This is a genomic window from Microcoleus pseudofavosus SVA1_A4 (assembly GCF_036700565.1).
Lineage (GTDB): Bacteria > Cyanobacteriota > Cyanobacteriia > Cyanobacteriales > Microcoleaceae > Microcoleus.
In genome coordinates, this window is sequence record NZ_JAUBPE010000074.1 from 15,174 (window position 1) to 40,137 (window position 24,964).

At 43.7% G+C, this 24,964-nt stretch carries 21 protein-coding genes; 4 read left to right on the top strand and 17 right to left on the bottom strand.

Features of this window, described 5'->3' with window-relative positions; translation table 11 throughout:
- Positions 1–71 precede the first annotated feature (71 nt).
- Complete coding sequence (locus QUA02_RS25880) at positions 72–1,304, top strand: methionine gamma-lyase family protein (protein WP_333031990.1); 1,233 nt, start codon at positions 72–74, stop codon at positions 1,302–1,304.
- 152 nt (positions 1,305–1,456) lie between these two features.
- On the opposite strand, the gene QUA02_RS25885 is transcribed toward QUA02_RS25880, so the two are convergent.
- From QUA02_RS25885 to QUA02_RS25935, 11 genes are all read right to left on the bottom strand, one after another.
- Complete coding sequence (locus QUA02_RS25885) at positions 1,457–2,170, bottom strand: hypothetical protein (protein WP_333031993.1); 714 nt, start codon at positions 2,168–2,170, stop codon at positions 1,457–1,459.
- A gap of 127 nt (positions 2,171–2,297) precedes the next feature.
- Positions 2,298–3,926: a coiled-coil domain-containing protein gene (locus QUA02_RS25890; protein WP_333031995.1), complete on the bottom strand. Its 1,629-nt coding sequence runs from the start codon at positions 3,924–3,926 to the stop codon at positions 2,298–2,300.
- 79 nt (positions 3,927–4,005) lie between these two features.
- On the bottom strand, positions 4,006–7,257 hold the full coding sequence (locus QUA02_RS25895; RefSeq protein WP_333031996.1) for a tubulin-like doman-containing protein: 3,252 nt from the start codon (positions 7,255–7,257) through the stop codon (positions 4,006–4,008).
- 18 nt (positions 7,258–7,275) lie between these two features.
- Positions 7,276–8,355 (bottom strand): VWA domain-containing protein, encoded by a 1,080-nt coding sequence (locus QUA02_RS25900; protein WP_333031998.1) that lies wholly within the window; start codon positions 8,353–8,355, stop codon positions 7,276–7,278.
- 224 nt (positions 8,356–8,579) lie between these two features.
- Positions 8,580–9,176 (bottom strand): hypothetical protein, encoded by a 597-nt coding sequence (locus QUA02_RS25905; RefSeq protein WP_333032000.1) that lies wholly within the window; start codon positions 9,174–9,176, stop codon positions 8,580–8,582.
- A 110-nt stretch (positions 9,177–9,286) separates the two neighbouring features.
- Positions 9,287–10,024 (bottom strand): DevA family ABC transporter ATP-binding protein, encoded by a 738-nt coding sequence (locus QUA02_RS25910; RefSeq protein WP_333032002.1) that lies wholly within the window; start codon positions 10,022–10,024, stop codon positions 9,287–9,289.
- A gap of 64 nt (positions 10,025–10,088) precedes the next feature.
- On the bottom strand, positions 10,089–11,243 hold the full coding sequence (devC, locus tag QUA02_RS25915; protein WP_333032004.1) for an ABC transporter permease DevC: 1,155 nt from the start codon (positions 11,241–11,243) through the stop codon (positions 10,089–10,091).
- A gap of 110 nt (positions 11,244–11,353) precedes the next feature.
- Entirely contained in the window at positions 11,354–11,689 is a 336-nt protein-coding gene (locus QUA02_RS25920; protein ID WP_333032006.1) for a DUF2834 domain-containing protein, read from the bottom strand.
- Between the two features lie 46 nt (positions 11,690–11,735).
- Entirely contained in the window at positions 11,736–12,368 is a 633-nt protein-coding gene (locus QUA02_RS25925; protein ID WP_333032009.1) for a Vat family streptogramin A O-acetyltransferase, read from the bottom strand.
- A gap of 34 nt (positions 12,369–12,402) precedes the next feature.
- The gene (locus QUA02_RS25930) at positions 12,403–13,908 is read right to left on the bottom strand and encodes an HlyD family efflux transporter periplasmic adaptor subunit (RefSeq protein ID WP_333032012.1); all 1,506 of its coding nucleotides are present in this window, start codon (positions 13,906–13,908) and stop codon (positions 12,403–12,405) included.
- A gap of 19 nt (positions 13,909–13,927) precedes the next feature.
- Positions 13,928–14,500 carry a TetR/AcrR family transcriptional regulator gene (locus QUA02_RS25935; RefSeq protein WP_333032014.1) on the bottom strand — a complete coding sequence of 191 codons (573 nt, stop codon included), beginning with the start codon at positions 14,498–14,500 and terminating at the stop codon, positions 13,928–13,930.
- A 343-nt stretch (positions 14,501–14,843) separates the two neighbouring features.
- Between QUA02_RS25935 and QUA02_RS25940 the strand changes: the two genes are divergently transcribed.
- Positions 14,844–15,305: a GNAT family N-acetyltransferase gene (locus QUA02_RS25940; protein ID WP_333032015.1), complete on the top strand. Its 462-nt coding sequence runs from the start codon at positions 14,844–14,846 to the stop codon at positions 15,303–15,305.
- Between the two features lie 178 nt (positions 15,306–15,483).
- Complete coding sequence (locus tag QUA02_RS25945; protein WP_333032018.1) at positions 15,484–15,855, top strand: DUF2237 family protein; 372 nt, start codon at positions 15,484–15,486, stop codon at positions 15,853–15,855.
- A gap of 131 nt (positions 15,856–15,986) precedes the next feature.
- On the opposite strand, the gene QUA02_RS25950 is transcribed toward QUA02_RS25945, so the two are convergent.
- The 6 genes from QUA02_RS25950 to QUA02_RS25975 all read right to left on the bottom strand — a co-directional run bounded on the left by QUA02_RS25950 (position 15,987) and on the right by QUA02_RS25975 (position 24,386).
- Complete coding sequence (locus tag QUA02_RS25950; protein ID WP_333032021.1) at positions 15,987–16,787, bottom strand: leucine-rich repeat domain-containing protein; 801 nt, start codon at positions 16,785–16,787, stop codon at positions 15,987–15,989.
- Between the two features lie 158 nt (positions 16,788–16,945).
- Positions 16,946–18,148 (bottom strand): Coenzyme F420 hydrogenase/dehydrogenase, beta subunit C-terminal domain, encoded by a 1,203-nt coding sequence (locus QUA02_RS25955; RefSeq protein WP_333032023.1) that lies wholly within the window; start codon positions 18,146–18,148, stop codon positions 16,946–16,948.
- Positions 18,149–19,189: 1,041 nt separating this feature from the next.
- Positions 19,190–20,656 carry a DEAD/DEAH box helicase gene (locus QUA02_RS25960; protein WP_333032025.1) on the bottom strand — a complete coding sequence of 489 codons (1,467 nt, stop codon included), beginning with the start codon at positions 20,654–20,656 and terminating at the stop codon, positions 19,190–19,192.
- A 777-nt stretch (positions 20,657–21,433) separates the two neighbouring features.
- Positions 21,434–22,744: a 30S ribosomal protein S12 methylthiotransferase RimO gene (gene rimO, locus QUA02_RS25965; RefSeq protein ID WP_333032027.1), complete on the bottom strand. Its 1,311-nt coding sequence runs from the start codon at positions 22,742–22,744 to the stop codon at positions 21,434–21,436.
- A gap of 141 nt (positions 22,745–22,885) precedes the next feature.
- Positions 22,886–23,521 carry a Uma2 family endonuclease gene (locus QUA02_RS25970; RefSeq protein WP_333032030.1) on the bottom strand — a complete coding sequence of 212 codons (636 nt, stop codon included), beginning with the start codon at positions 23,519–23,521 and terminating at the stop codon, positions 22,886–22,888.
- 226 nt (positions 23,522–23,747) lie between these two features.
- Positions 23,748–24,386, bottom strand: a complete 639-nt coding sequence (locus QUA02_RS25975) for a Uma2 family endonuclease (RefSeq protein WP_333032032.1) — start codon at positions 24,384–24,386, stop codon at positions 23,748–23,750.
- Between the two features lie 46 nt (positions 24,387–24,432).
- Here QUA02_RS25975 and QUA02_RS25980 point away from each other — a divergent pair, with 46 nt between their 5' ends.
- Positions 24,433–24,600, top strand: coding sequence for a hypothetical protein (locus tag QUA02_RS25980; RefSeq protein WP_333032035.1), 168 nt, complete (start codon positions 24,433–24,435; stop codon positions 24,598–24,600).
- Positions 24,601–24,964: the final 364 nt, after the last annotated feature.

Sequence of the window (24,964 nt, forward strand, 5' to 3'; positions counted from 1 at the left end):
TTGTTTACAAACTAAGGGCCCAATCTACGCCATAATGAACAGCGCGCACGCAAGTGGTGAGCGAGGTATAGATGAATAGCGTTTCACGGCTACAGGAAGCAGAACAGGCACTCTTTCAGATTTTTTCTGGTATTGACGCGACAGTCAAGCAAAATCTTCAACGAGTCTTAAAAGCTTTTCGCAGCCACCGGGTTGGAGTCCACCATTTTGCAGGGGTTACGGGTTACGGCCACGACGATTTGGGTCGAGAGACTTTGGACGGGGTGTTTGCCGAAGTAGTAGGCGCAGAGGCGGCGGCTGTCCGGGTACAGTTTGTTTCGGGTACTCACGCGATCGCCTGTGCTCTTTTTGGCATCCTGCGTCCTGGTGACGAAATGTTGGCAGTGGCTGGTTCTCCCTACGATACTTTAGAAGAGGTCATCGGCTTGCGGGGGCAAGGTCAAGGTTCACTAATTGAGTTTGGCATCCTTTACCGTGAGTTGCCTCTAACTCGCGAAGGAAGTGTGGATTGGCAGGCACTGAGCTCTGCTATTTCTGCGAAAACTCGCCTGGTTTTTATCCAGCGCTCTTGCGGTTATTCTTGGCGATCGAGTTTGTCTATTTCTGAGATTGAAAAAATCGTCGCGATAGTCAAACATCAGAATCCTAGCACAATTTGCTTTGTTGATAATTGTTACGGGGAGTTTGTTGAGGATTGCGAACCTACTGCTGTCGGTGCGGATCTGATGGCCGGTTCTTTGATTAAAAATCCGGGGGGTACGATCGTCCCTGCTGGCGGCTACGTGGCTGGGAGAGCCGATTTGGTAGAGGCCGCAACTTGTCGCTTGACAGCGCCGGGAATCGGCAGCAGCGGGGGCGCGACTTTTGATTTGAATCGCTTGCTGTTCCAGGGTTTGTTCATGGCCCCTGGCTTCGTAGGAGAGGCGATCAAGGGCAATCATTTGACGGCTTATGTTTTTTATAAGTTGGGTTATCGGGTGAATCCGATTCCTTTGGCGAGGCGCAGAGATGTGATTCAGGCGATCGAATTCGGTTCTGCTGATAAGTTAATTGCTTTTTGTAGGGCGGTGCAGCAAAATTCCCCGGTGGGCTCGTATTTAGACCCCGTGCCGGCGCCGATGCCGGGGTACGAAAGTCAATTGGTGATGGCTGGAGGTACTTTCATTGATGGGAGTACGTCGGAATTTTCGGCTGATGGGCCTCTGCGGGAACCTTACGTGGCTTTTTGTCAAGGGGGGACTCATTGGACTCATGTGTCGATCGCCCTGGAAGCTGCGATCGAGGCCGTGGGCCCGGCAAAGTAAGTTTGGTATAAAACCGTGGTTTTTGAATGATACATTTCGCCTGAGCTTGCGTGAGCAACGGCTCAACAAACAGAATACCCAGAATCCCGACTTTTTCGGTGAAGTCGGGACTCTAACGGCGATCGCGTCTTAATTTAATTAGAACGACCTACTTATTTTTCCACTGCTGCAGGTGTGAAACGAATTTCTATCCGTCTCCTAGTTGGATCGGGACTACGATTGGTTGGGGCGTATTCTCCAGAAATTAGGAATAGTTGTGCTGCTGAATAAGCACGGAATTTTAAACCCTGTAACCGACCAGTTTTTTGTTGAAAATCTTGGAGATTTTTGACTACTGCTAAGGCCCGCATTAATCCTAAATCTGCATTAGAACCTGCTTTTAAGTTACTGATAGATTCATTGCCACTAGCTACATTTTCTAACGTTTGATCTAGATTGCTGACAGGTTCTACTGTTTCTTGACCGTCAGTATGACCGATTATTTCTACAACATATCCGGGATATTGCTTGGCAAAAAGTTCAAGTTGGTTGACTACCTTATTGTCAACAAATAAACGCAGACCTTCTGGTAAATCGGCTCGTCCTGCCTCGAATTTAAGAGGGCGATCTTGGAAATTGTCGGAATCTTTGATGATTATTAAAGGTGGTGATTTTAGGCTTTCTATTTGTCCTTGTAATTCTGTAATTTGATTATTTTTCTCCCGCTGTTCGCCCTGCAAATCTTCATATTTTTTTTCTAGCATGATAATTTTGTTTTGAGTATTAACCAGTTCGTCGCTTGTATTTTCTGATGTTGATTTTAAGAATACGGATTTCACTAAGGCAAGTAACAGGAATAAATTTATAATCATAAAGGCGTTAGACATCAAATCTGTGAAAGCTGGCCAGATATTGAGGTCTTCATGGGAATCTGCGGGACGGACTCGGCGACGCATAATTTAAAGTTCTCAGTTGTGGTTAAAAAAATCACTCATTCGGCATATTCTCTGGAATTTATAGCTGTCCCCAGGAATTTGGATCGCTGAGATGTTTATCAACAACCGGACTTTCTATCTTCTCTCTCAAAGTCTCTACCAACTCAGCAAGCTCAGATTTTATGTCACTGAGGTGATGGACATATTGCTCAATACTTTCGGCGATAGCTTCCGATTGCTGCCTGTTATTGTCAGCTTGATTATTCATCGTTTCTGCAATGCTGCGAGCAAAAGAGTTAATACTTGCGACGATGGCTTGCGATTGTAGATTGTTATTCTCCGTTTGATGGCTAATAGTTTTAGTAATCCCGCCAGTCATAGAGTCAATCCCCAGATGAACCTGATTTGTATAGTTATTGATAGTCTGTACTAACTTTGTCAACTCAACTTGTACTTTATCCAAACTATCTACTCTAACTACAATCCTTTTCTGTAGTTTGTCAAGCGTTGTGACAGCAGACTCAAAACTCTGCGATCCTTGCTGAAGTTTTGGAATAATCTGGCTTAGTGACTGTTGATTAGTTTGATGCAATCCTAACATTTGGGCTGAACTGTGATTGAGAAGGCTGATTTCTTCTGTCACATTTACTAACTGTTTGCTAAAATCCTGGATTTGACTCAAGGTAATTCCCAGAGATTCAACAGTATCAGCTAAACTTGAAGCGGAATTAGAGAAATTACTTTGTGTGGTAGCTAAATTAGCTGTAGCCATTGATAATTTCTCAGGAAAATCGCTATTTTTCAATGTGTTAGTCGCTTCTGTAAATATACGCGAAGCTTCCTGAAATTCATTAGCACCCCTAGCAATTGTACCAGAAGCTTCCGCTAACCTACCGTAAACTTGTTCCGCTAAATTAGCAGCCTTAAGATTAGCTTTAATGATTTCTTCAATCTTTTCTTTTAGAGCCGATTCCACACCCTCACGGACAGTTTGACCAAATCTAGTTAAAAAGTTGTCAAATGTATCTGCCATGCCTTTAACTACTTTATCAAGGCGAGTTTGTTCCTGTATTTTTGGCTGATAAACATTATCCAAATAATCCTCTAAATAGCTAATTAACTGTGACTTAGCTAAACCAGTATTCCAGATAAAATTGACCACAGTCAAAACAGAACTACACAATACTGCTATCAGACTGGTAATAAAAGCAATTCCCATCCCTTGCAACGGTTTCTGCAATTCAGCAAATACTAAATCCTGATTAATATTTGTATTTCCCTGAAGTTGAGTAATTGTTTGACTCAGATTAGATAAATTAAGCGTAATCCCTAAAAAAGTACCTAATAAACCAAAAGATATCAACAGATTAGGTAAGATGCGACAGACATAATCTATCCAATCGTAACCAAACGGAATCCCCGAAAATGTAATCTTCTGTTCACCATAAATCCCATCAATTAAAGCCGCTGAATTCACTTCTTCTATATACTGACTAGCAGCTTTAAATCTACTTTCCAAGTCTTCAACAATTCTTGGTTTCGAGCCTGCTTTGTTATCCTTCAGTAGCAATCTTACTTCTTTTGTCTTTTGCACTAAATTGCCATAAAGACGAATTCGTTGGAGTGCAGCAAATAAAGCAGGTAAAATCACCAGCAGTATAGTCGGAACAAGCAAGTATATTGGAAATAATTTTAACCAGTCAAACATAATCGATCAACTCCAGAATGAACAATGCTAGATCCCTGTGTTGTAAAAGGCGAGGTAAACCCGCCAGCCACAATTTTCATCAAATCGGATACTTATTTAAAATCTTTTGCCGCTCCTTTTCATACTCCTGATCGGTAATAATACCACCATTCACATCCTGTTTTAACAGCTCCAATTCTTGCCGTCTCTTAGCACGATTATCAACAGAATCAGTAGGCTCATCAACTATTTCTGCCTGAATGACTTCCTGAAAAGCACCGATTCCCGGAGGCGAAGTTTTAGGATTTTGTAAACCTTTAAATCTTTCAGCCATTCTCTTACGAAAACGATTAATAATCCCCTCCTTAGCAGGCATTTCAGTAGTTCCAGGAACCCCAACTACCGTAGCTTTGTAAGGATAATTAGGATCATTATCCGGCAACTTATCTACCGAATCTACAAAATTCCGTAACTTCGGTAAATAGTCATCTTCCCAAAGATTAGGATTTTTTTCAATCCGAGCGATCGCTACGTCCAACAACTCCTTCAAAGCATCAGTCATATCCCGCCGATTCGCCAATTCTTCCAGTGCTTGATTCCAGACTGAACTAATTTCAGCATTAGAATGACAGTTCCGCAATTCGTCATAATACGAAAACTCCAACTGGCTATTTGCATTTTTACTAATAAGACGAAAAGCCAAACAAGGATAAAAAATATCCTCTAATTCCTCCATAATAAGAGCGTCAGGCGGAATAATATCAGTAAACTTAGTTCGGCAGTCATTATGCAGAAAAGAACTCTGAGAATTATTTTCTCGAATGTAGATATTTCGCATCTGTTCCAAACCGCTAATCAGTCTTAGTGGAAACCCCGCATACTCAGTCACAATTAAAATTTCATCCTCAGCTTGAGTAGGTTTCAAGACATTTTCTGAAATTCCCAAATCCTCTTTCAGAGTATTCTTAAATTGCTGTACTTCCGGCTCGTCAGTATGCTTAAACCCAACCAAATCACTCCTTTTAGCTTCACTATTGCTAAAGTATGGATCTCTCAAATTTAAACGCAACAGAGGTTCAGCTTCCTGCCGAATGTCTCCCAAACGAGTGGAACGATCCTGCTGAATAGAATAATTTTGGATAAAACGCTTAATCACAGACTGTACAATCTGAGTGCTGCGAGAACCGAATAATTTGTCAACTGCCAAATCAATTTCATTTTGCAGTGGTAGTTGAGCAGTTCTATCCATCAAATAACCAATCGAATCTTCGACTCCAGAAACTTGTGTAATCTCCTTACTTACCAACACCAACTGAGAGCGAGAATCTTGCTCCGGCAACAAGGTTTTATAACACTTCTCAATATCTTTATTATCAAAAATTGCCTCGCCGCTCATTTCATCAAAATTTAATTGCCTTAAATCGCTTTCCTCCTTCTCATAGTCACTCTTCAAATTGTTCGTCAAGCGGTTAAAACCAGCCACCTGAGTGGAGCGATCCAAAACGTGCTTCTGCAAAACACCAACCATTCGCAAAGCTTCCTGAGTCACAAATAAATCAAAATTGTGCTTAATTAAATCGCAGACTACCCGCACCACTCTTTTAGCCTCAGCTTGCACTTGCCGATTTTTAATCCCCACAATGGGCAACTCCCATTTCTGCTCAATACCTTCAATAATCTCTTCTGCATCTCGCCATTTATTCTCCAAATCTTCCTGCTTTCGCATTCCCCCAAAATTAGTAATCTCCTCTTCAAGCTGACGCTGATAACTATTCAAGTCTGTTTGCAAAGCATCCAACCAATTACGACCACTTCTGAGCGAAAATTTTTCATTTCCAGGAGTTAATAAAGAAAAGAAAAAATTATCGATATCTTGTTTTAGTTGTTCCGTAATAGTCGGGCAAACTTGTAACAATCTCGTCAGCCAAATTCCCCTCGTACTTTCAGTTTCCCCAGGCTGGGTTTTGCGAAACTGCTCGCGAAACTCTCGCGGTAAAGTTTGCCTAATTCCCTGCCTGTCATCCTGACTTTGGCAATCATTAATTACTCTTTCTAACTTAGTATTTCTCCAACTATTCAGCGTACTTGCAAAAGTCTTATTCGATTCTTGTACAGCCTCCGCCAATCTGGTAGTAAAACCGTCCCTATGATCCAAATTGCTATGCCAGCGATACTGAATTAAAAACTGTTCAAGTAACAATTGAGGATCTGGGCTTTGTCCTTCTCCATTCAACCAGAATGTTACCAATTTTAAACTAATTTGAGTCAAAGCAATTTGTACAATAATCTCACGGGGAAAATAAATCGCTGCCAGCCCAAAAGTTAAATACCGCTGAATGTTCGGGCGCGGGTGGTCATCCCACTGAATCAAATGCTGCAAGAAATTATCCCGCATTCCCTTAACTACAGGAGCTAATTCCCCAGAAAAATCCAGCGCTATTTTATGAGCAATCACATTGCATAGTTTGCTATTTTCTCGAATAGAATACTCCCCCGCAGTTTGGTTAGACACCAAATAAGTATAGTCAAAAGGCGACCGCGATTCTTGCACTAAAGCTAAGTCTTGCATATCATAACAAGCCTCAAATTTCGTGCCAGGAGTAGTGTAGTGATTCAGTTCCTTAAGTGCAGCATAAGTATTGGCACTCATATTAGAAGTATCGGCGTATAACTCCGGACTAATCACCAAATAGGCTACAATTTGAGCCCCTTGGTCGCTGTAAGCTTGTCTGAGACTATAAGCAACATCTAAAAACATCCCGCTACCAGTCCCGCCACAAAGAGAACCCACTACAAAAATATTCAATCCTGGCTCAACTATCAAGCCAGATTTTAGTATTTTTTTATTGTGATCTCTCGTCCGCTCTTCTGCTTTTTTAACCGCAGTTCTAATTTTTTTATAATTGTGAAAAAAAGCTAATCTGCCTACAGGCCTAATTCCTTTTGCTCCATCTTCAACTGCTTGAATATTTCGGAGTAATTGCGGTGGAAACCAACGGGCAATATTGTCGTAAGGACCTTGACGATCGTATTTAGAACGCCGTTCTACTCCCTGTACAAAGTTGGTTACTTCTCCTGATGTCATTGTCGCGCCTACTTTTTCAGAGTCGCGAAAACTGAGGTCAACACCGTGATAGTTACTACCAGTCCGCAAATTAAATACTTGTGTGGCGGCTTTGTCAGTATCTATATGAACAAAACTCACAATTGGCAATTCGCTCAAGTCGCCATAACGATCTACAATTAAACGGCGAATTCGCATTAATACATCTCTTCCTGTACCGCCTAAACCAATACAAATTGTCCTGTTTATGCCCCGAACTTGGCGATCGCTGCTAGTAGCTTGAGTCATATTGCTCTCTCTGATTATTTATTTTTGGACTTGAATTAAAATTTCGTAGTCTTGTTTTTTTGATTGAGGACAATTGAGCCTGATTCTGCCAGTATTCGTTATCAACGTCCGTTGACTGACTTCCTTGCCATTTAAAAAAATAGCTGCCTCTCCAGTTGGTTCTAAATAAAGTTTTTCCCCCTTCCGCACTAAATAACCTCTGACTTCTGGCCCAGGAGTATCAATGGAGTCAGCACAGCTAGATTCGTACTCACCGATCGCAATCCTTTGATTATTTCCCAGATAGCATACTTGGTCATCTTCTTTAGCAGTAGCTGTTAAGTCTACCGCCAGCTTCCATTTCTTTTGCAACCGCCAGAATTTGATGCCAGTAACTACAGAAGCAGCCAGGGCAATTCCAGAAATTGACAACGGCAACCATAACTGATTCAATAAATAAGCAGAAACTAAACAAGTTTCTCGCCCTCCCGGTGCTGGCGTACAAAACTCCTGTATATTGGGAGAAATATCAACAACACTTAATTCATATCCTTTATTATCCTTGGTCGTAATTGTATACGATCTCTTCCGCAAAGGCAATACCTGAAACCAAGCTTGACGCTGTTGACTTGCTTGAGAATTCTCCTGCCGAAACGGACTATCTCTCGGTGTTTCTACCCAGTCAACTGAACTCGCTGGCGACTTAGTAGATAGTGGCGCATCAGTAGTCCAAACTACAGACTGAGGTTTAATTGGTTGATTCTGCCCCAAACGGCACTGATTAAGATTCGCAAGACCTTGATAAATAGTAAGTTCGGCCTGTTGAATATCCGTATTTTGAACACTTAGATTGGGCTGAAAAGGAATAGCCTGCAAAATTAGGTCAATATCCTTCTTGCTATTAAATTGAATAGAACTTTCCGGTACTAGGGGATTGACACTGGGCGTCAGTGGATTTACGGTTGTTGCAAAAGGAACAATATAAACCGTATCTCCAGGCTGCAAGCTATCCTCAACAATCTGACGTAAACGGATGCGACCTTCATCGTTAAGGCCAACACTCTCCGTCAAATCAATTGCTAAAACTACATCGCGACCTCTATGCAGAAGAGATACCAATTCTAGACCAGTTCTTTGTAAAGGGGCAAGAGGTTGCCCGGGAGTAACTGTCGGACAATAATCACCCAAAGAAGTACAACCCTAAAGTTATTCAGACTATTATAACCTGTTGTGCATATAATTATCACGACACTCGACAAAAGGGAATAGGCAATAGGGAAAATCATATCTACAATTGAAATGTGTCACAGTTGACAAAATCAAATTCACCTACACCATCTTGGTTAAGTTATGCCGATCGCCAAAATGCCTAAAATTTTATTCACGTCTTTGAGATAATACTCGCTCAAATCTATCTCAATTTCTTGTCCTTGCAGTTTCAGGAATTGCCAAATACTTCCCGTTGTCACCACTCCGTAAATTGCCTCAACTTCATTGCCCGATCGCTCATTAAATATTCTAGCAGCAACCATTTCAGCAGCGCACTGTCCTAAACCTGCATTAATATCTTCTTTTTTAGCCTCTACAATCGTAATTACTGGGGCAGTAATGATAAAAACTTCTGGAGATTTGGTAATAATAAAATCACAAATTCCCTTTAACCCTTTAGCTTCGTCAACAGTGAAATCAACTCCAGAAAATAAATTTACTGACTCATCCATTTGTCTTTTTAATTCTACCAAGATTGGAGCTATGATGAGTTCTGAGCGAGCTTTCTCACTGTTGCTGCCGCGGACGATCGGCTGATAGTATTGCAGAGTTTGTGTCAGCCATTGACTGCTTTGTAACTCAGGTGCATCCGCAAAAATATTTAACCTTTCCAAGGTGGTTAGGTTAAAGTCTTTTTTGACCCTTTCTAAATTAAATTCGCTGTAAGCCATTGCGGTTACTTTTTACTATTTATTCGAGGAAGTGTTCACCATTCATTTTAACTCACCCAGTCCTGGACGCACAGACACTATTTGTAGGATGCCGATCGCGCACCTTACGGCTAATCACTAATTACCAGACTCGGATTTGTTGCTAATCGGCCGTCTTCCATGTAGATAATTCGATCGGCAATATCGAGAATGCGGTTGTCGTGCGTTACTAGCAAAATCGTGCAGCCTTGTTCTTTTGCTAATTTCTGCATAATTTCTACTACATCTCGCCCGGATTTTTTGTCTAAAGCGGCGGTTGGTTCGTCCGCTAATACTATTTTAGGGCGGCTGACTAACGCGCGGGCGATCGCCACCCTTTGTTTTTGCCCTCCTGACAAATTTTCGGGGTAATAATTAGCCCGCTTTCCCAAACCAACTGCTTCTAACATGGCGATCGACAAAGCATCCATATTCTGATTTAGCATTTCTTGGTGCAATTCCAAAGACATTCGCACGTTTTGCTTGGCTGTTAAAAATGTCATCAAGTTATGCGCTTGAAAAATATAACCAATTTGCTTTCTCAGCTTAGTTAACTGAGTTTTACCAGCTCCGCGTATTTCTTGACCGAGAATTTTTAGACTGCCTTCTTGAGCCGAACGCAGCCCGCCTAACATCGTCAATAAAGTTGTTTTCCCGGAACCCGAAGGTCCCGTCATAATGACTATTTCTCCGGGGTTGATGTCGAGATTAATGTCAAATAAGGCTTGTTTTTTGAGGGAGCCTTGACCGAAGTAATGGTTGAGGTTTTGGACTGAAATTACTGGTTTGGCTGTGATGGTTTGGTCGGCGGGGAAATTTAGGGTTTGCATGGTGCATTTTAGGAGAGTTTTTTTTGACCGCAGATGCAGGCAGATTAACGCTGATGAACGGAGATTAGAAGATGTCTGCCGGATCTGCTGATTGGAGTTTGCGGAGGGCGAGCGCGCCGGAACCTGTACACATCACGATCGTCAAACTTAACACTACAACCGCTCGATTTGTTGTCATCGCAATTGGCAGTAAAGTGGCAGATTGTGCTAAGGAATACAGCCCGTTCGCTAAAACAATTCCCGGCATAAAACCCAATACAGCTAATAGCAGAGCTTCTTGAATTAAGACTCCGACTAAATAGCGATCGCTATATCCCATTGCTTTTAAAGTCGCGTATTCCGCTAAGTGATCGGAAACGTCCGAGTAAAGAATTTGGTAAACAATAATCAGACCAACAACGAATCCGATGATTGTACCGAATCCAAAAATAAAGCCGATCGGAGTAGCATTTGCCCAATAACCTTTTTCGATTTCTGCAAATTCTGCTAAGGTCAAAACTTTGACATCATCTGGTAATATAGTTTTGAGCCTTGACTGAACTTTTTGGATGTCAGCCCCCGGTTTTAGGTTAATCAAGCCGACATCAACTTGATCTGGTTTGCGTTCGGGAAATAAGTTCATAAATGTAGAATCGCTGGCAATGACATTACCGTCAGCCACGAAGGAAGTACCGAGAGTAAAGACTCCTCCTACTTGAATATTGCGTTTATTGAGTTCAGTTTCGAGGGTAAATTGTTTGTGAAAAATATTGGAAATATCGCCGTATTCAGGTCGAGATGATTGGTCAAATAACACATAATTAAACATTTGAATTTGCTGCAATTTTTGATTTACATCAGGCAGATTAAATGTTATGTTTCCAGGATCGATGCCAAAAATTAAAATCGATCGAGTAGTGCGGGTTGTAGGATTTCGCCACTCTCCCATACCAATATATAAGGAAGTGACGGATTTTACTCCTTCTACTCCTTGTGCTTGGTAAAGTCGCTCTCGGTTGAAATCTTTTACCGCAGCAAAAGTTTCAAATTGAGGATTGATTAAAACTAAATCTGTCTGTAAACTTTGGTGCGGCTTAACGGCAGAGTCGAAGAGTGCATCTTGAAATCCCAGTTGCACAAAAATCAGAATATCTGCAAAGGCAATTCCTGCTATAGCAACAGCAAGACGAGTTTTTTCTCTGGTTACTTGCAACCATGCAAGAGGTGTTTTGCGAAACATAAATTTTGGGAATGGGAATGGGGCATTGGGCATGGGGCATTGGGCATTGGGCATGGGGCATTGGGCATTGGGCATTGAGAATTGAAAACTGGGAATTGGTGATTGGTTATTTATTGTTGATTGCTTAAAGCTGTTTGTTCGAGTTGGCGTTGCCGCATTAGGAGAAATAAAGGCAAACCCAGGGAAACACCAACCAGTAAGTTAGTGGCAATATAAATCCACAAGTTTTTTATTTTCAGACGCGAACCTTCGCTAAATACAAAAAACAAAAAAACCACGGAAGAGACGATTACATCCATGCCAAAAAAGCCGGAAATTTGATTGGAAAATAATTTTCCGAAGAAAGCGTTAATATTCAACCCTTTTTCTAAGAGAAACGGGACAAACTGGGAATACGGTAAAGCAGTGCCCAGAATACAGAGAACTAAGTATGCAATTTGAAGCATTGGGAAACCTCCAGTTTGTTAATTTTAAATCGCTATATTTGCGAGTTTACTCAGCATTACTGAGCGCTTTAATATCAGATTGCATAATTAAGTTAATATTGCGCGAAATCTTGTCAATTTCCCAATCCCACCACCTAATTTCTAATAGTTGTGCAACTTCAGCATCGCTGAAACGCTGTCTGATTGAATGTGCGGGGTTTCCACCGACAACGGTGTAAGCGGGAACATTTTTTACTACAACTGATTTGGCGGCAACGATTGCACCGTCGCCGATTTTGACTCCCGGCATAATCACCGATTCATAGCCGATCCAAACGTCATTGCCGATCGCAGTATCGCCTTTACTTGGCAGTTCGATTAATAGATTCATGGCTGTTTCCCAACCATTCCCAAAGATGGGAAAAGGATAGGTAGAAATGCCGTCTAATTTGTGATTTGCACCGTTCATAATGAATTTGACGTTAGTGCCGATCGCACAAAATTTACCAATAATTAATTTCTCACTCCCGTAATGGTAAAGTACGTTTCTCTCGAAGTTTTCTGGCTCTATTGGATCGTCATAATATGAGTAATCGCCGGCGATAATATTAGGGGATTTTATGAAGTTTTTGATAAAGCAAACCCGGCGCTGGTCTGCCATCGGATAAGGTCGGTTAGGGTCGGGGCCAAATTCTGCCATAACTTTCAATCCTAGAAGGTTTTTAGTAAAGACTTTAGTTTTGTTTAATTGCTACTTGTACCTGCAAATTGGTCAATCCCGCAACTTGTTTGCTAGCTTCAGGATTTAGGTGAATTTTTACTTCTACTACTCGGCTATCCAAGTTTTCTCCTGGTTGGTTACTAAACACATTTTGTTTGCTGACTTTTAACGCAATCTCTTTGACAGTTCCCTGCAACTCTCCTGAGAATGCTTGGCTAATAACCCCTGCTTTTTGTCCTAGCTTAATTTTGCTGATGTCGGTTTGATAAATTTCCGCAACCACTACCATTTGGTCAGTTTTTCCTAAGTCTGCAATGCCGTCATCGCTGATTTTTTCACCAGCACGAGTATGAATTTTCAGGATTTTTCCAGCATTTGGCGCGCGGATGGAAGCTTGATTTAACTCGGTTTGGGCGCGCTTCACTTGGGCGATCGCACTTTCGATTTCAGCTTCGGCTGCTTGCACATCCACTGGCCGCACTTCGGCGATTTTGTCAAGAGTTGATTTCGCTTCTTCTACTTGTTCGATGCCAGTTTCTTGAAGGCGTTTGAGTGTTGCTTGAGCTTCGTTAAGCTGCTGGATTGATGTACTGTTAATTCGAGTTAGGTGGGCTTCTGCTTCGTTAATTTGCTGTTTGGCTGTATTGTTAATGCGATCGAGGTTTGCTTGGGCTTCTTCAAGTTGCTGCTTTGCCGTATTATTAATTCTGCTGAGATTGGCTTGTGCTTCTTTAATTTGCTGGCGACTTGTTTCTAATGCCAGCCGCTTAGTATCTCTTACGGATTTAGAAATTGCACCTTCACCCGCGAGTTGCTGATGTCGGAAATCTTCAGCTTTAGCATTATTAAACTCGGCTTGCAATTTGTCGATCGCTGCTATTTGTGCTGTTTTTTCTCCTTGCCATTGTGCCGCTATTCGGCTAATTGTTGCCTGTTGTGCTTTCCTCTCCCCTTGCCACTGGGCCGCGATTCGGCTGATAGTTGCCTGCTGTGCGGTTCTGTCGCCTTGCCATTGTGCTTGCAGGCGATCGACTGTTGCTTGTTGTGCAGTTTTGTTGCCTTGCAATTCCGCTTCTAGCTTAGCAATTGTGGCAGATTGTGCGGCAAGTTCTCCAGACTTTGCCCCAGCTTTTACTTGTGCTAAACTGGCCCTAGCAACTTTGACTTTCTCTTGAGTTTCATCTAAAACAGATTGCAGCCGATCGCGCGCATCCAAAATCGCGATTACTTGTCCTGCTTTGACTCGATCGCCCTCTTTGACTAAAAGCTGGGAAATGCGATCGCCATCTAAACTCTGCGATACTCCCAAGCGAACCACTTCTCCTTGCGGTTCCAATCTTCCCAATGCCGTTATTTTCCTCACCGGCGGTGTTTCTGCTGGCAAAGGTTCCGTATTTTGAGCCAACGGTGCAAACTGAGAAATCCCGTAAAAAGCTGTGCCGGTGGTAATGATGCTGCCAGCAATTGCCATTCCGATTACTAATCGATTTTTAGGTTCGATCAAAGATTGAAAATTCATACTTGTCCTCTACTTGCAGCTAGTTTTTTTCTAAATAAGCGAGCAACATCTCTTTTAATACAGTCGATTGTTCTGCAATAGATATTCTTTCACCTTGATAAAACCTTCTTACCAGCAAACCGTCAGCATAACAAATGATAAATTTAGCTAGCGCTGGATCGGAGATACCTAAGTAGCAATTTACTGCCTCTTCGTAACGCTTTCCCGATTGCTGAAGCGCTTGATTGTTATTAATTTGTTGGCGAGTTTTTTGTTGGCAAAAATCAAATGTCATCAACAAATTCTTCAGAATGTAATCCTCATTTTGGCTGATGTAATCCATCAGTTTTTCAACTTTTTTTGCTAGGGTTGGCGGATTTCCCAATTCTGCCAGTGCTTCTTCTTTTGTATCTTCATAGCTCAAGTATTCGATTAACTGCTCGAACAAACTTTCTTTACTCGGGAAGTAGTGGTAAAGGGTTCCTGTAGAAACTCCGATTCCCGATCCAATTTCGCGCATAGTTACTGAGGAGTAACCTTTTTCGGCAAATATCTCAAAGCATTTGTTGAGTAGTTCTTTGCGGTATCGATCCCGGTCAACTATTTTTGGCATGGGTGAATTGATTTTAGATTTTAGATTATCTAAAGTCTAAAATTTATTAATCTGAAAATTCTATATCGAACGTACGATATAGTATAAATAACTACAAAATTGATTTTTTGCTGTCGGTGGACAGGTCGATATTTATATCGAACCATCGTTATATTTAATAAAACACAGAGTCGTAGAGTTTGTCAAGAGGTCGGGGAGAATTTTTTGGTCGTTAGCGCAGCCCTCGGAGAGGATCGCCCTGCAAGAAATGAAACAAAATGGTAAAAGCCAACATCCGTCGGCTTTCGGAAGCGGTAGAAAATGCCAAATTAAGATTAAAGAAGCGATCGAAGTGAGATAAATTATGAGAGTACGAACCTACGAAATCGGCGATACCCAACAAATTGTAAAACTGTTTTACGACACCGTACACGAAGTAAACATCCGCGATTACACAAAAGCACAAGTAGATGCTTGGGCGCCCAACGATATCGATATCGAAAGTTGGACTAAAAGTTTAAGCAGTAAATTTACTTTCGTAGCAGAAGAGGGTGAGAAAATTGCAGGTTTTGGGGAATTAGAAGCAAGCGGTCATATCGATCGCTTTTACTGTCATCAAGATTTTCAAAGACAAGGAGTTGGCAGGCTGATTTTAGCACAGATTGATGCCAAAGCCCGAAACTTAGGAATTAAAAAGTTATTTACAGAAGCTAGTATTACGGCTCAACCTTTCTTTGAAAGCCAAGGATTTATAGTTGTTAGAAAGCAAGAAGTAGAACGGAGAGGAGAAAAATTTATTAACTTTGCAATGGAAAAATTCATCTAAAAAAACTTTTTTGGTAAAACTAAGATGTAAAATTAATAGGACTTACGCATCGGGGCCTAGAAACCGGGTTTTTTTACGAAAAGACGCGTTCAGGCGCGCAGATTCGGTAAAAAACCCGGTTTCTCAATACCAGTGCCTAAGTCCTGATTAAATCAAAGAGTTTTGCAGAGGAGTTGCGATGGTGACAGAAGCTACAAATGTTTTGGGCGGAAAATTAGAGACTTGCTGCACTTCGCCAATGACAGGCTATTATCGAGACGGCAAATGCAATACAGGTGGTGGCGACTTCGGGGCTCACACTGTTTGTGCTCAACTGACGGAAGAGTTTTTGCGATTCACCAAGTCGAATGGAAATGATTTGAGCACTCCCGTTGCCGAATTTAACTTTCCCGGTTTGAAGCCTGGGGATTGCTGGTGTTTGTGCGCCTCTCGCTGGAAGGAAGCAATGGATGCTGGATGTGCGCCGCTTGTGGTTTTGGCCGCGACTCACGCCTTGACTTTGGAATACGTTTCTTTGGACGAATTGAAGCAGCACGCTGCTGATTTGTAGGAGAATGTTGGTGTGCGATCGCTTTTAGTCAATAAGAGCGATCGGGTTTTTCTGATGAATAGCAAATTTATCCTTCGTAAGGGAAATATTTAAGGGCGATCGGGCCCCGCTGTAAAGTTTTATGGTTTAAGTTACCACTGACAGATAGACTCTGGTTTGAGAGGGCAAGTTTTAGGGGCGATCGGATTTCCAATGAGGTCGAGCAAAGTCAGTTTAGTCAAAGATTGTAAGGGTTTAATGTTGCTGATATGATTCCTGTTGAGGAAAAGCAAAGTCAGATTATTTAAAGATTCTAGGGGTTTGATATCGCTTATGTGATTGTTGCTGAGGTCGAGCAAAACCAGCTTATTCAAAAATAATAGCGGTTTGATATTGCTGATTTGATTGTCTCGGAGGAAGAGCTGCTTAAGGTTAGTCAAAGAAGCTAGCGGTTTGATGTCCCCGATTTGATTTTCGTATAGCGAGAGCTCAGTCAGGTTAGTCAAGGATTCTAGCGGTTTGATATCGCTTATTTGATTGTCTTGGAGGTACAGCAAAGTCAAGTTAGTAAAAGATGCTAGGGGTTTGATGTCCCTGATTTGATTGTTGTCGAGTCCGAGCTTAGTCAGGTTATTCAACGATTCTAGAGGTTTGATGTCCCTGATTTGATTTCCAAATAGGAAGAGTCCCGTAAGGCTCGAAAGTTTCCGATCGGCCGCATCGCAGTCAGTAGTTTCAGCTTTCTGCAACAGCACCTCAACAGTATGTTTAGCTTCAGGGTTCAAATCAGCTTTTTGGCGACACCAATCGGCAAATGTTCGTCTCATGTTTCCCGATCGCGTTTCTGCAGCCTTCGCAGACAGTCCATTTCCAGATAATGCTAGGATCGCACAACAAGTAACTGCGATCGACTTTGGTAAATTCATGTGTTTGTTTGCAAATATAAGTGTCATAATCCTGTACTTCTAATTTTCTGATATATGAAAATCGGAAAACTGCCCAACACATTTATATATATCGGATTATACTAATTCGTAGGGTGCGTCAGTTTGCACGATTTTCTCTGCGAAGCGAGGAGATTTCGACTGACGCACCCTACTAAACTACTAAACTACACATCAGGCAACTTATACTGCGCGACAATCTTCTTAGCATATTCCGGCACATGAGCCTCCAATTTCTCAGGGTAATTCCGCTTCACATACAAATAATTGCGAGTGAAATGAGAATCAATCGAAAACCGAGCATATTCCAAACCCTTCGGCCCAATTCTCTCAATGAAAACCCCCATTAATTTCGCCGCCCACATCGGCAAAGTCACTCCTTTTTCGTAAGCCGGAATGCTTTGCTGAACGGCTTCTTTTCGGTTTCCCTTAGACATCACGGGCTGAGTATTTAGCTGATCCGTTACCAAGTCTAACATTTCTTGCCCGGTGTCATTTCGCACCACAATCCACTGCCAGCCAAAGGGTGCGCCCATGTAGCCCACAACTAAATCTGCCAATGAATTCACATAATCAAAACAGCTCAAACAAGAAGGAGCAAAAACATCTTTCAATTCCTTAGTGTTCAACCCGAAGAACGGCACTTTTTCCTCCGAACCATCTTCGTGTTTGAAGTGAACGTTAAAGTCTTGCATAAACTCATAAGACACAACCGTTTCGGGAGAACGGCTAGTCGTGTCTAGGAATTTCTGCAAGCCTGCGCGGCTGACATTATCGACGCAGGGAGTTCCCAAAACGTAGAGCTTTTCTAAACCGAGTTTTTTCTCGACTGTTCGCAAAGCTTGAATTTGACAGCCGACACCAATTACTAACAGCCGCTTCATCCCAGATTTTTCGATTTCTTCCAATACTGAAAGGTTGGGAGATAGAGTTGGTTTGTTGACTTTTGCTGCCAGAATCTCTTCACGATTTCTAGCAATAATCGGCATCGGTTGAAAGCGGTCTTCTTTGGTATTTTGGACGCAAACAACGCCTTCTACAATGCCTTTTTCGAGCATTTCAATGGCAATTGTGCTGACAATTCCCGTCCACTGAGCGCCCTCGATCGGATCTTTTTTCCGAGCCGCCATCATGTTTTGACTGACTCCGAAATACCAATCGTCGGGATTGTCGAGATTGCGCGATCGCCCGTGAATTTCCGCTTCCAGTTCCGCGATATGCTGTGTTAAGAAAGCACAAGATTCCTTGACATAATGGATGTAATATGTATCGCACAAACCGCACTCGCTGCAAAGTTCTTTAGCGGGGCGGCGGCTACCCGGTTTCAGGGCTTTGGATTTTTGGTGCTTAATAGAATCTGTTGCGGTCATCTAAATTACTTATTTTATGCAGATATGGCTTTTACGAGAATATCACACCAATTCGGGTTAATTTGTTTCTTTATTCTTTATTTTAGTCCGCATCGGCTGGCTTTGTTTGTATAGCAGCGAATTTTATTCGCCCGGAAGCCGCGGCTCAACCATTAGCATTTATCCTGAAATAGCGGGCGATCGCAGTAATTATTTAATAAATAAAGCTATGAGATAAATCGTAAAAATGTTTGTTAAAGCAGCCCTCGCGGTCATCATTTGCAATCTCGCAATTTCCTGCTTAGGATTGGCTGTTTTAGTTCGTCCTCTTACTGCGATGAATCCAACTATTACTACTCTCGAAAAAATGCTGACAGCGAGACAAAAATAGGACTTATATCAAATCAGGTGGCATCGGAATTATGAGCGCTGACATCATCCAAATATATTATTCCGATGCAACCGGAAACGATACAGCATATTCCAGGTTTATGGAGTGTAGGGAATCGAACGATAGGCGGGTGTACTTCATAAACATAGAATCTGCTGTATTACTCACAGAATCCACTTGTTGGGATGTGAACTCCCCCTAAAGCTGGGAACGGATTTATCCGTGGCGTCGCTTTGTTCAATTGTTTAATATTTAACAGTTCTGGACGCACACACTCTATCTGTAGGGTGCGCACTTCGCACCTTACCACTACTAAGGTACTCAGCGTAGAATTAGTTACAGAAATTGTCCGATCGCACGTCTTGCATCTTTAGGTACCCACTTCTTAGTCTGCGGAGGCAGACTTTGTTTGACAAGGAGCGGTTTCAACCGCCGAGGGATCGAGGATTTGCTATCGTATCAATTCCGTTAGCATCGGAATGATATAAACGGAGGACACGGCAGTGCCGTGTCCCTACCACGATCAATTGTAGGGACACGGCACTGCCGTGTCCTCTATATCATTCCGGTGCAGCCGGATTTGCTATCACACCCATAAAAGAAAGTAGAGGTGCGATCGATCGCATCTCTACAAAAATTCTAAATAAGGTGCGCAGTGCGCACCCTACAAATTAGCTGTTTTGGGGAACAGGAGCACTCGGCGCTCCAGAAAAACTCGGCGCACCAGTCTTAGCCCGCTTCTTGATCAAGATTGGCTTGACGCTGTTTTCTCCACCAATCGGGGGATCTTCTTGTTGAGCGTAATCAGCACCCATCCAAGCCGGACGGCTTTGATCGAAAGCCATTTGCAAAGCAGCAGCGGCGATCGCGTGGGAGTCGTACTCCTCGGATAGCTGAGACACCAGAGGCAAGAAAGATGCCATGCGTTCGCCAGCCAAAGCTTCGCGAACTTTACCCTGCATCTTCTCCAACTGACGCGCTTCGATTTGCGCGCGTGTCGGAATGTTTCGCACCGTCAAGCTCGATCGCACGTGGCGTTCAATCAAGCGCAGTTTGCGGCGATCGACCGGTTGAATCAGCGTAATCGCCGTTCCTTCCCGACCAGCCCGGCCCGTGCGTCCGATCCGGTGAACGTAGCTTTCCACACTATCGGGCAAATCGTAGTTAATCACGTGAGTCAAGTGATCCACGTCCAAACCCCGCGCCGCAATATCAGTCGCCACTACCCAGCGCACCTGACATTGGCGGAACCGATGCAGCAAGCGTTCCCGCTGTGCTTGGTTCAAATTCCCGTGATACTCATCAACGCTGTGACCTGCTGCTTGCAGTTGGCTGGTGAGTTCCGCCGCCGACTGCCGCGTCCGCACAAAAATCAGTGCTGATTCCGGGTCTTCCATTTCGAGAATTGGCTGCAAAGCTCTTGCCTTCGACCAACCGCGCGGAATCATGTACACGCCTTGGCTGATGCGCTTCGGCGTTGCTTTCGGCTGTTCTACGGTGACGTTGACTGGGTTGCGCAAATGTCTCGCCACCAATTTGCGAATCGTAGCTTCCATCGTCGCCGAGAAAAACGCTGTTTGCCGCTCTTGTGGTGCTGCATCCAGAATTTTTTCCACATCTTGGATAAAGCCCATGCTGAGCATTTCGTCAGCTTCATCCAAAACCAGCCACTTCAGCTTGTCTAGTTTCAGGCTGCCCCGACTCAACATATCCAATATGCGTCCGGGTGTACCGACAACGATGTGAACGCCGCGCTTCAAACGCTGCATTTGGCGATCGATCGATTGACCGCCGTACACCGTCAGAACTTGCAGAGAGCGACCCACTTTTACCGGGCCGTCGCTGCTGATGCCGCTCAAATCGCGAATGGCTTCAGTTACTTGCATCGCCAATTCGCGAGTCGGTGTCAGCACCAGTGCTTGCACCGCCGTGAGGTCTAAATCAATCCGCTCCAAGATGGGCAACGAGAATGCTGCCGTTTTGCCCGTTCCAGTTTGGGCTTGACCCACAACGTCGCGACCTGCTAGCAAGTGCGGAATTGCTTGTACTTGGATGGGAGTAGGTTCTGTAAAGCCTAGTGTTTCCAGATGGAGAACGAGTTCTTCCGAAAGACCTAAGCCTTCAAACAATAAATTCATTAATGCTCCTAATAACGAGTCTTAGCCTTCTAAGTCGCCCAACTCGGATGCGGATTTCTGCTCGGCGGCAGGAACTCATAAGAGTTCTGTACGGTGCTGCGCCTGCGCGCACCTTTTTAAATAGCAATCGAGTATAGGGCAGCTCCGTCGATGGTGACTAATTTACCAATTCGACAGCCGTCTTTGATTTTGTGACATCACCGATACCAACCGCCAGGGGTCGGGTTATAGGCTTCCAACATTCTTTAACAGGATATTGGACTTCCTTTGAGGTACTTGCAAGCTTTCTCTCTAGGGCGTTTTATAGTGAGGATCATGACCAGCCCCACTTCACTACTCATGTAGTAACAGGTTTTTTAGTTCAGGCGCTATCCCGCAATCCGTCGCCTGCGGGATTGAGCAGGGGATGCGGCGACCGTTACCGCCTATCCATCTCAACACTCTTTCGGGATACCGTTGTGGTGTAGGGCGGACGGCGAAGCAATCTCAAGATTATCCCCGCTTATTTCTGGCTTGTTACCATCATAACTCTTTACATTCAGAAACAAAACATTAAATTCGTTAAAATTTTCCGATGTTCTGTAGAGATTACCGCACCCCGAGGGGGAGCGTCGATTGCCAGAGAGAGGCTACTAAAGGTTTATAACCCCTTTGCTACATATCTTTGCACAATCTTGTACAAACCGTTACTTTTTTTCTTTCAATCCGCTAATCATTTTTGGCTGGTGTCCGGTTTTGGTTCGCCGCGTCGGCCGATCGCGACAGTTGCAGCAAGACTTATATTTGACCGTAGAGGTCGTAGACATCTGCACCAGTAATTTTCACAGATACGATCGAGCCCAGCCGCGCTTCTCCTGTCACATAGACGAGTCCATCTACTTCTGGGGAAAATCGGGCGGATCTACCAATCAACTCGCCTGTCTCTGGTTGTTCTTGTTCTATCAGGACATCAACTACCTGACCGACAGACTCTTGATTCTTCTTCAATGATATAGGTTGTTGTGCCGCCATTACCGAATTGCGCCAAATTTCCATTGTTTCTGCTGGCACTTGATTTGGCAAGCTGTAGGCTGGGGTGCCTTCTTCGGCGGAAAATGTGAATACTCCGACGTGATCGAATTCGTGGCGCTTGACAAATTCCAGCAAGTGTGCTGCGTGTTCTTCGGTTTCGCCGGGGAAGCCGACAATAAAAGTTGTCCGCATCACCGCGCCGGGAATTGCTGCTTTGAGCCGATCGACTATAGCATCATTAATCCCAGCTTGAAAAGGTCGATTCATCGCCCGCAGAATTTCGGGATGGGAATGTTGCAGGGGTAAATCCAAATACGGCAAAACATTGGGCGTTTCGCGGATTGCCGCGACAACTTGGGGAGTCAAACCTGTAGGATAGGCGTAGTGCATCCGAATCCAAGGCACATCTACTTCACCCAAAGCGCGAAGCAGTTCGGCTAGTTTTGGTTCGCCGTAGATATCTTTGCCGTAGTTGGTGGTAATTTGAGAAATTAGGATAATTTCCTTTACCCCTTCCGACGCCAATTGCTTAGCTTCGGCGACAATAGATTCGATCGTCCGCGATCGCTGATTTCCGCGCAAGTGCGGGATAATGCAAAATGCACAGCGATAGTCGCAGCCTTCTGCTATTCGCAGATAAGCGACACCTTCCGATGTGGTGCGGTAGCGGGGAGTAGTTTCGTCAGCAATGTAAGTAGGTTCACTAGAGACGAGGGAAACTCGATCGCCCTTTTCGACCCTTTGCATAACATCGACGATTTTATGATAGTCGCCAGTACCGACAATTGCGACGGCTTCGGGCAATTCATCCAGCAATTGCTGCTGAAAATGCTGTGCCATGCAGCCGGTGATTACTACTTTTTTATTAGCTTCGGCCAATTCTACCAGGGTGCGGACTGATTCTTCTCGCGCAGCTTGGATAAAACTGCAAGTATTGACGACGACGTAATCCGCTAATTCTTCATTAGAATCGACTTCATAGCCTGCTTGAGCCAGCAAGCCAATCATGTGTTCGGTATCGATGCGATTTTTTTCGCAGCCGAGGTGAGTAAATGCGATCGTTGGCTTCGTGGCCATGCAGTAATAGTTAGTGTTGCGCTATTTTTGAGAACGTTTTATGATATCACACAATTTGACAACTTGCAATGTGTAGGTGGAAGCTATGAACAGCTTGTACTCCATTTGATATCCTTTTGATACCCGATCGCCCCAGTCGTTCTAGCTCGGCTCGGTTGCAGGCAAACCAGCAAGAAAAATCTGCTCGGCAGTCAACCTCAACTCTGGGAACGCCAGCGACTCAACAGTGTCATTTCCCCGAAACTGGCTGATTTGGTATTCCCCGTCAACCAACTGGTAAACCGAGATAGTAGGTTGTTTCGGATTGCCAATGAAGCGTCTGCCGCCCAAAGCAGCATAATCCACAACCCAATATTCCGAGATACCCAATATTTCATAATCAGCCACCTTGACAAGGTAATCATCTTGCCAGTTCGTGCTGACAACCTCTACAGCCAGTCGCACCGAAGACCCCATCGTGATGACGGATTCTTTTTTCCAGCGCGACTCGTTTGCAAGTGCGGTTCTGTCTAGGACAATTACGTCTGGTTGGTAGCCTGATCCGTTACGGGAAAGTTTGAGCAAGCAGTCACCAGGGATTGAGTAGGGTAATTCGCGACGGTCAATTTCAACTGCTAGTTTTGAGCTTATAAAACCCGTAACTTCCGAATGGTCACCAGTTCCTAAAGGCATTTCAACAATTACTCCATTGTGTAGTTCGTAGCGGTGGACAGAGTTCTCTGGATACCAAGCAACGAACTCATCAAACGTGATTGTTTTCGATATGGTTTGGATCATGTTGTGGTTTCCTCTGTCTGGTGATTAGTATGCGGAAAGCTCAAATATTACACAAGCTTTACCGACAACGATATCGGTAAAGCTTGACAAATTAAACTGTAGCTGATATGAGTTCGATCGCCCGTCCTGACAAAACAGCACTTGGTACAAAACGCCGATTTGTCACAAAATTGGTGTCCTTTTGTACCCATTTGATATCCTTTTGATACCCGATTGCCCAGTCCTTCTAGCTCGGCTCGGTTGGAGGCAGACCGGCTCGAAAAATCACCTCGGCCGTCAACCTCAACTCTGGGAAAGCCAGCGACTCAACTGTGTCATCGCCCTTAAACTGTTTTACCTGATACTCGCCGTCAACCAACTGGCAAACCGATAGTGTGGGTTGTTTGGGAGTACCGATGAACTTGCGGCCGCCCAAACCGAGGTAGTCCACAATCCAGTATTCGGGGATGCCCATTTCTTCGTAGTCGGCGAATTTGAGATGGTAATCGTCCCGCCAGTTGGTACTGACGACCTCTACAACCAGTCGCACCGAAGACCCCATCGTGATGATGCATTCCCTATCCCAGCGCGGTTCTCTTGTGAGAGCTGCTTCGTCCAGGACAACTGCGTCTGGCAGGTAGCCCGCCTCGTTGCGGACGGGTTTGAGCAGGCAGTCGCCAGGGATGAAATAAGGTAAGGAGCGGCGGTCAATTTCGATTGGTAGTTTTTTTGAACGGATGAAACCTGTAACGCGGGAATGGCGGCTGATTCCTAAAGGCATTTCAACAATTGCTCCATTGTGTAGTTCGTACTTATGGACAGAGTTCTCTGGATACCAAGCAACGAACTCATCAAACGTGATTGTTTTCGATATGGTTTGGATCATGTTGTGGTTTCCTCTGTCTGGTGATTAGTATGCGGAAAGCTAGAATATGACACAAGCTTTAGAGACAACGTTGTCTCTAAAGCTTGACATAGAAAGTGAAGTTTGGTATAATTTTGCGTCCATAATATCAAAATACCGATCGCGCCGATCGACTGAATCTGAAATTAGTATCTGGGCGATCGATCGCCCTCCAGATGTCAAATGGGTTCTATAATCTTGATTGTATCGTACTTTTAAATTAGGCTGGAAACACCACAGGGTAAGCTCATCTAATTTGGTATAAATTGTACTTGACAATGATTCAAATGAGTGTTATTAAGTCAAGTCGCTATCGCCCATGATAACGCTCCCTTATTACCAATAATTTCAGGGATTTTTATTAAAAGTAATCCACCGGACATGATACAATCGGGCAACTATGCCCCATAATAAAATCTTTAGGAAGATACTTTATGTCTCAGGGTTTTGAGATTAAATCTGCCTCTGCTAAAAAAAGTTTTCCTTCTCACCCCCAACTCCAAGAAGTAGCAGAAATTAAAGCTATTCAACAGAGCTTAGTCCAGCATTTTGCCGACCTT

Excerpts from the sequence above, each read along its gene's own strand:
- QUA02_RS25970 (WP_333032030.1), bottom strand. The coding sequence starts at position 23,521 with ATGATCCAAACCATATCGAAAACAATCACGTTTGATGAGTTCGTTGCT.
- QUA02_RS25975 (WP_333032032.1), bottom strand. The coding sequence starts at position 24,386 with ATGATCCAAACCATATCGAAAACAATCACGTTTGATGAGTTCGTTGCT.
- QUA02_RS25950 (WP_333032021.1), bottom strand. The coding sequence starts at position 16,787 with ATGACACTTATATTTGCAAACAAACACATGAATTTACCAAAGTCGATC.
- QUA02_RS25955 (WP_333032023.1), bottom strand. The coding sequence starts at position 18,148 with ATGACCGCAACAGATTCTATTAAGCACCAAAAATCCAAAGCCCTGAAA.
- QUA02_RS25890 (WP_333031995.1), bottom strand. The coding sequence starts at position 3,926 with ATGTTTGACTGGTTAAAATTATTTCCAATATACTTGCTTGTTCCGACT.
- QUA02_RS25895 (WP_333031996.1), bottom strand. The coding sequence starts at position 7,257 with ATGACTCAAGCTACTAGCAGCGATCGCCAAGTTCGGGGCATAAACAGG.
- QUA02_RS25905 (WP_333032000.1), bottom strand. The coding sequence starts at position 9,176 with ATGGCTTACAGCGAATTTAATTTAGAAAGGGTCAAAAAAGACTTTAAC.
- QUA02_RS25930 (WP_333032012.1), bottom strand. The coding sequence starts at position 13,908 with ATGAATTTTCAATCTTTGATCGAACCTAAAAATCGATTAGTAATCGGA.
- QUA02_RS25910 (WP_333032002.1), bottom strand. The coding sequence starts at position 10,024 with ATGCAAACCCTAAATTTCCCCGCCGACCAAACCATCACAGCCAAACCA.
- QUA02_RS25880 (WP_333031990.1), top strand. The coding sequence starts at position 72 with ATGAATAGCGTTTCACGGCTACAGGAAGCAGAACAGGCACTCTTTCAG.
- QUA02_RS25935 (WP_333032014.1), bottom strand. The coding sequence starts at position 14,500 with ATGCCAAAAATAGTTGACCGGGATCGATACCGCAAAGAACTACTCAAC.
- rimO (WP_333032027.1), bottom strand. The coding sequence starts at position 22,744 with ATGGCCACGAAGCCAACGATCGCATTTACTCACCTCGGCTGCGAAAAA.
- QUA02_RS25920 (WP_333032006.1), bottom strand. The coding sequence starts at position 11,689 with ATGCTTCAAATTGCATACTTAGTTCTCTGTATTCTGGGCACTGCTTTA.
- QUA02_RS25940 (WP_333032015.1), top strand. The coding sequence starts at position 14,844 with ATGAGAGTACGAACCTACGAAATCGGCGATACCCAACAAATTGTAAAA.
- QUA02_RS25885 (WP_333031993.1), bottom strand. The coding sequence starts at position 2,170 with ATGTCTAACGCCTTTATGATTATAAATTTATTCCTGTTACTTGCCTTA.
- QUA02_RS25925 (WP_333032009.1), bottom strand. The coding sequence starts at position 12,368 with ATGGCAGAATTTGGCCCCGACCCTAACCGACCTTATCCGATGGCAGAC.
- QUA02_RS25960 (WP_333032025.1), bottom strand. The coding sequence starts at position 20,656 with ATGAATTTATTGTTTGAAGGCTTAGGTCTTTCGGAAGAACTCGTTCTC.
- QUA02_RS25945 (WP_333032018.1), top strand. The coding sequence starts at position 15,484 with ATGGTGACAGAAGCTACAAATGTTTTGGGCGGAAAATTAGAGACTTGC.
- devC (WP_333032004.1), bottom strand. The coding sequence starts at position 11,243 with ATGTTTCGCAAAACACCTCTTGCATGGTTGCAAGTAACCAGAGAAAAA.
- QUA02_RS25980 (WP_333032035.1), top strand. The coding sequence starts at position 24,433 with ATGACACAAGCTTTAGAGACAACGTTGTCTCTAAAGCTTGACATAGAA.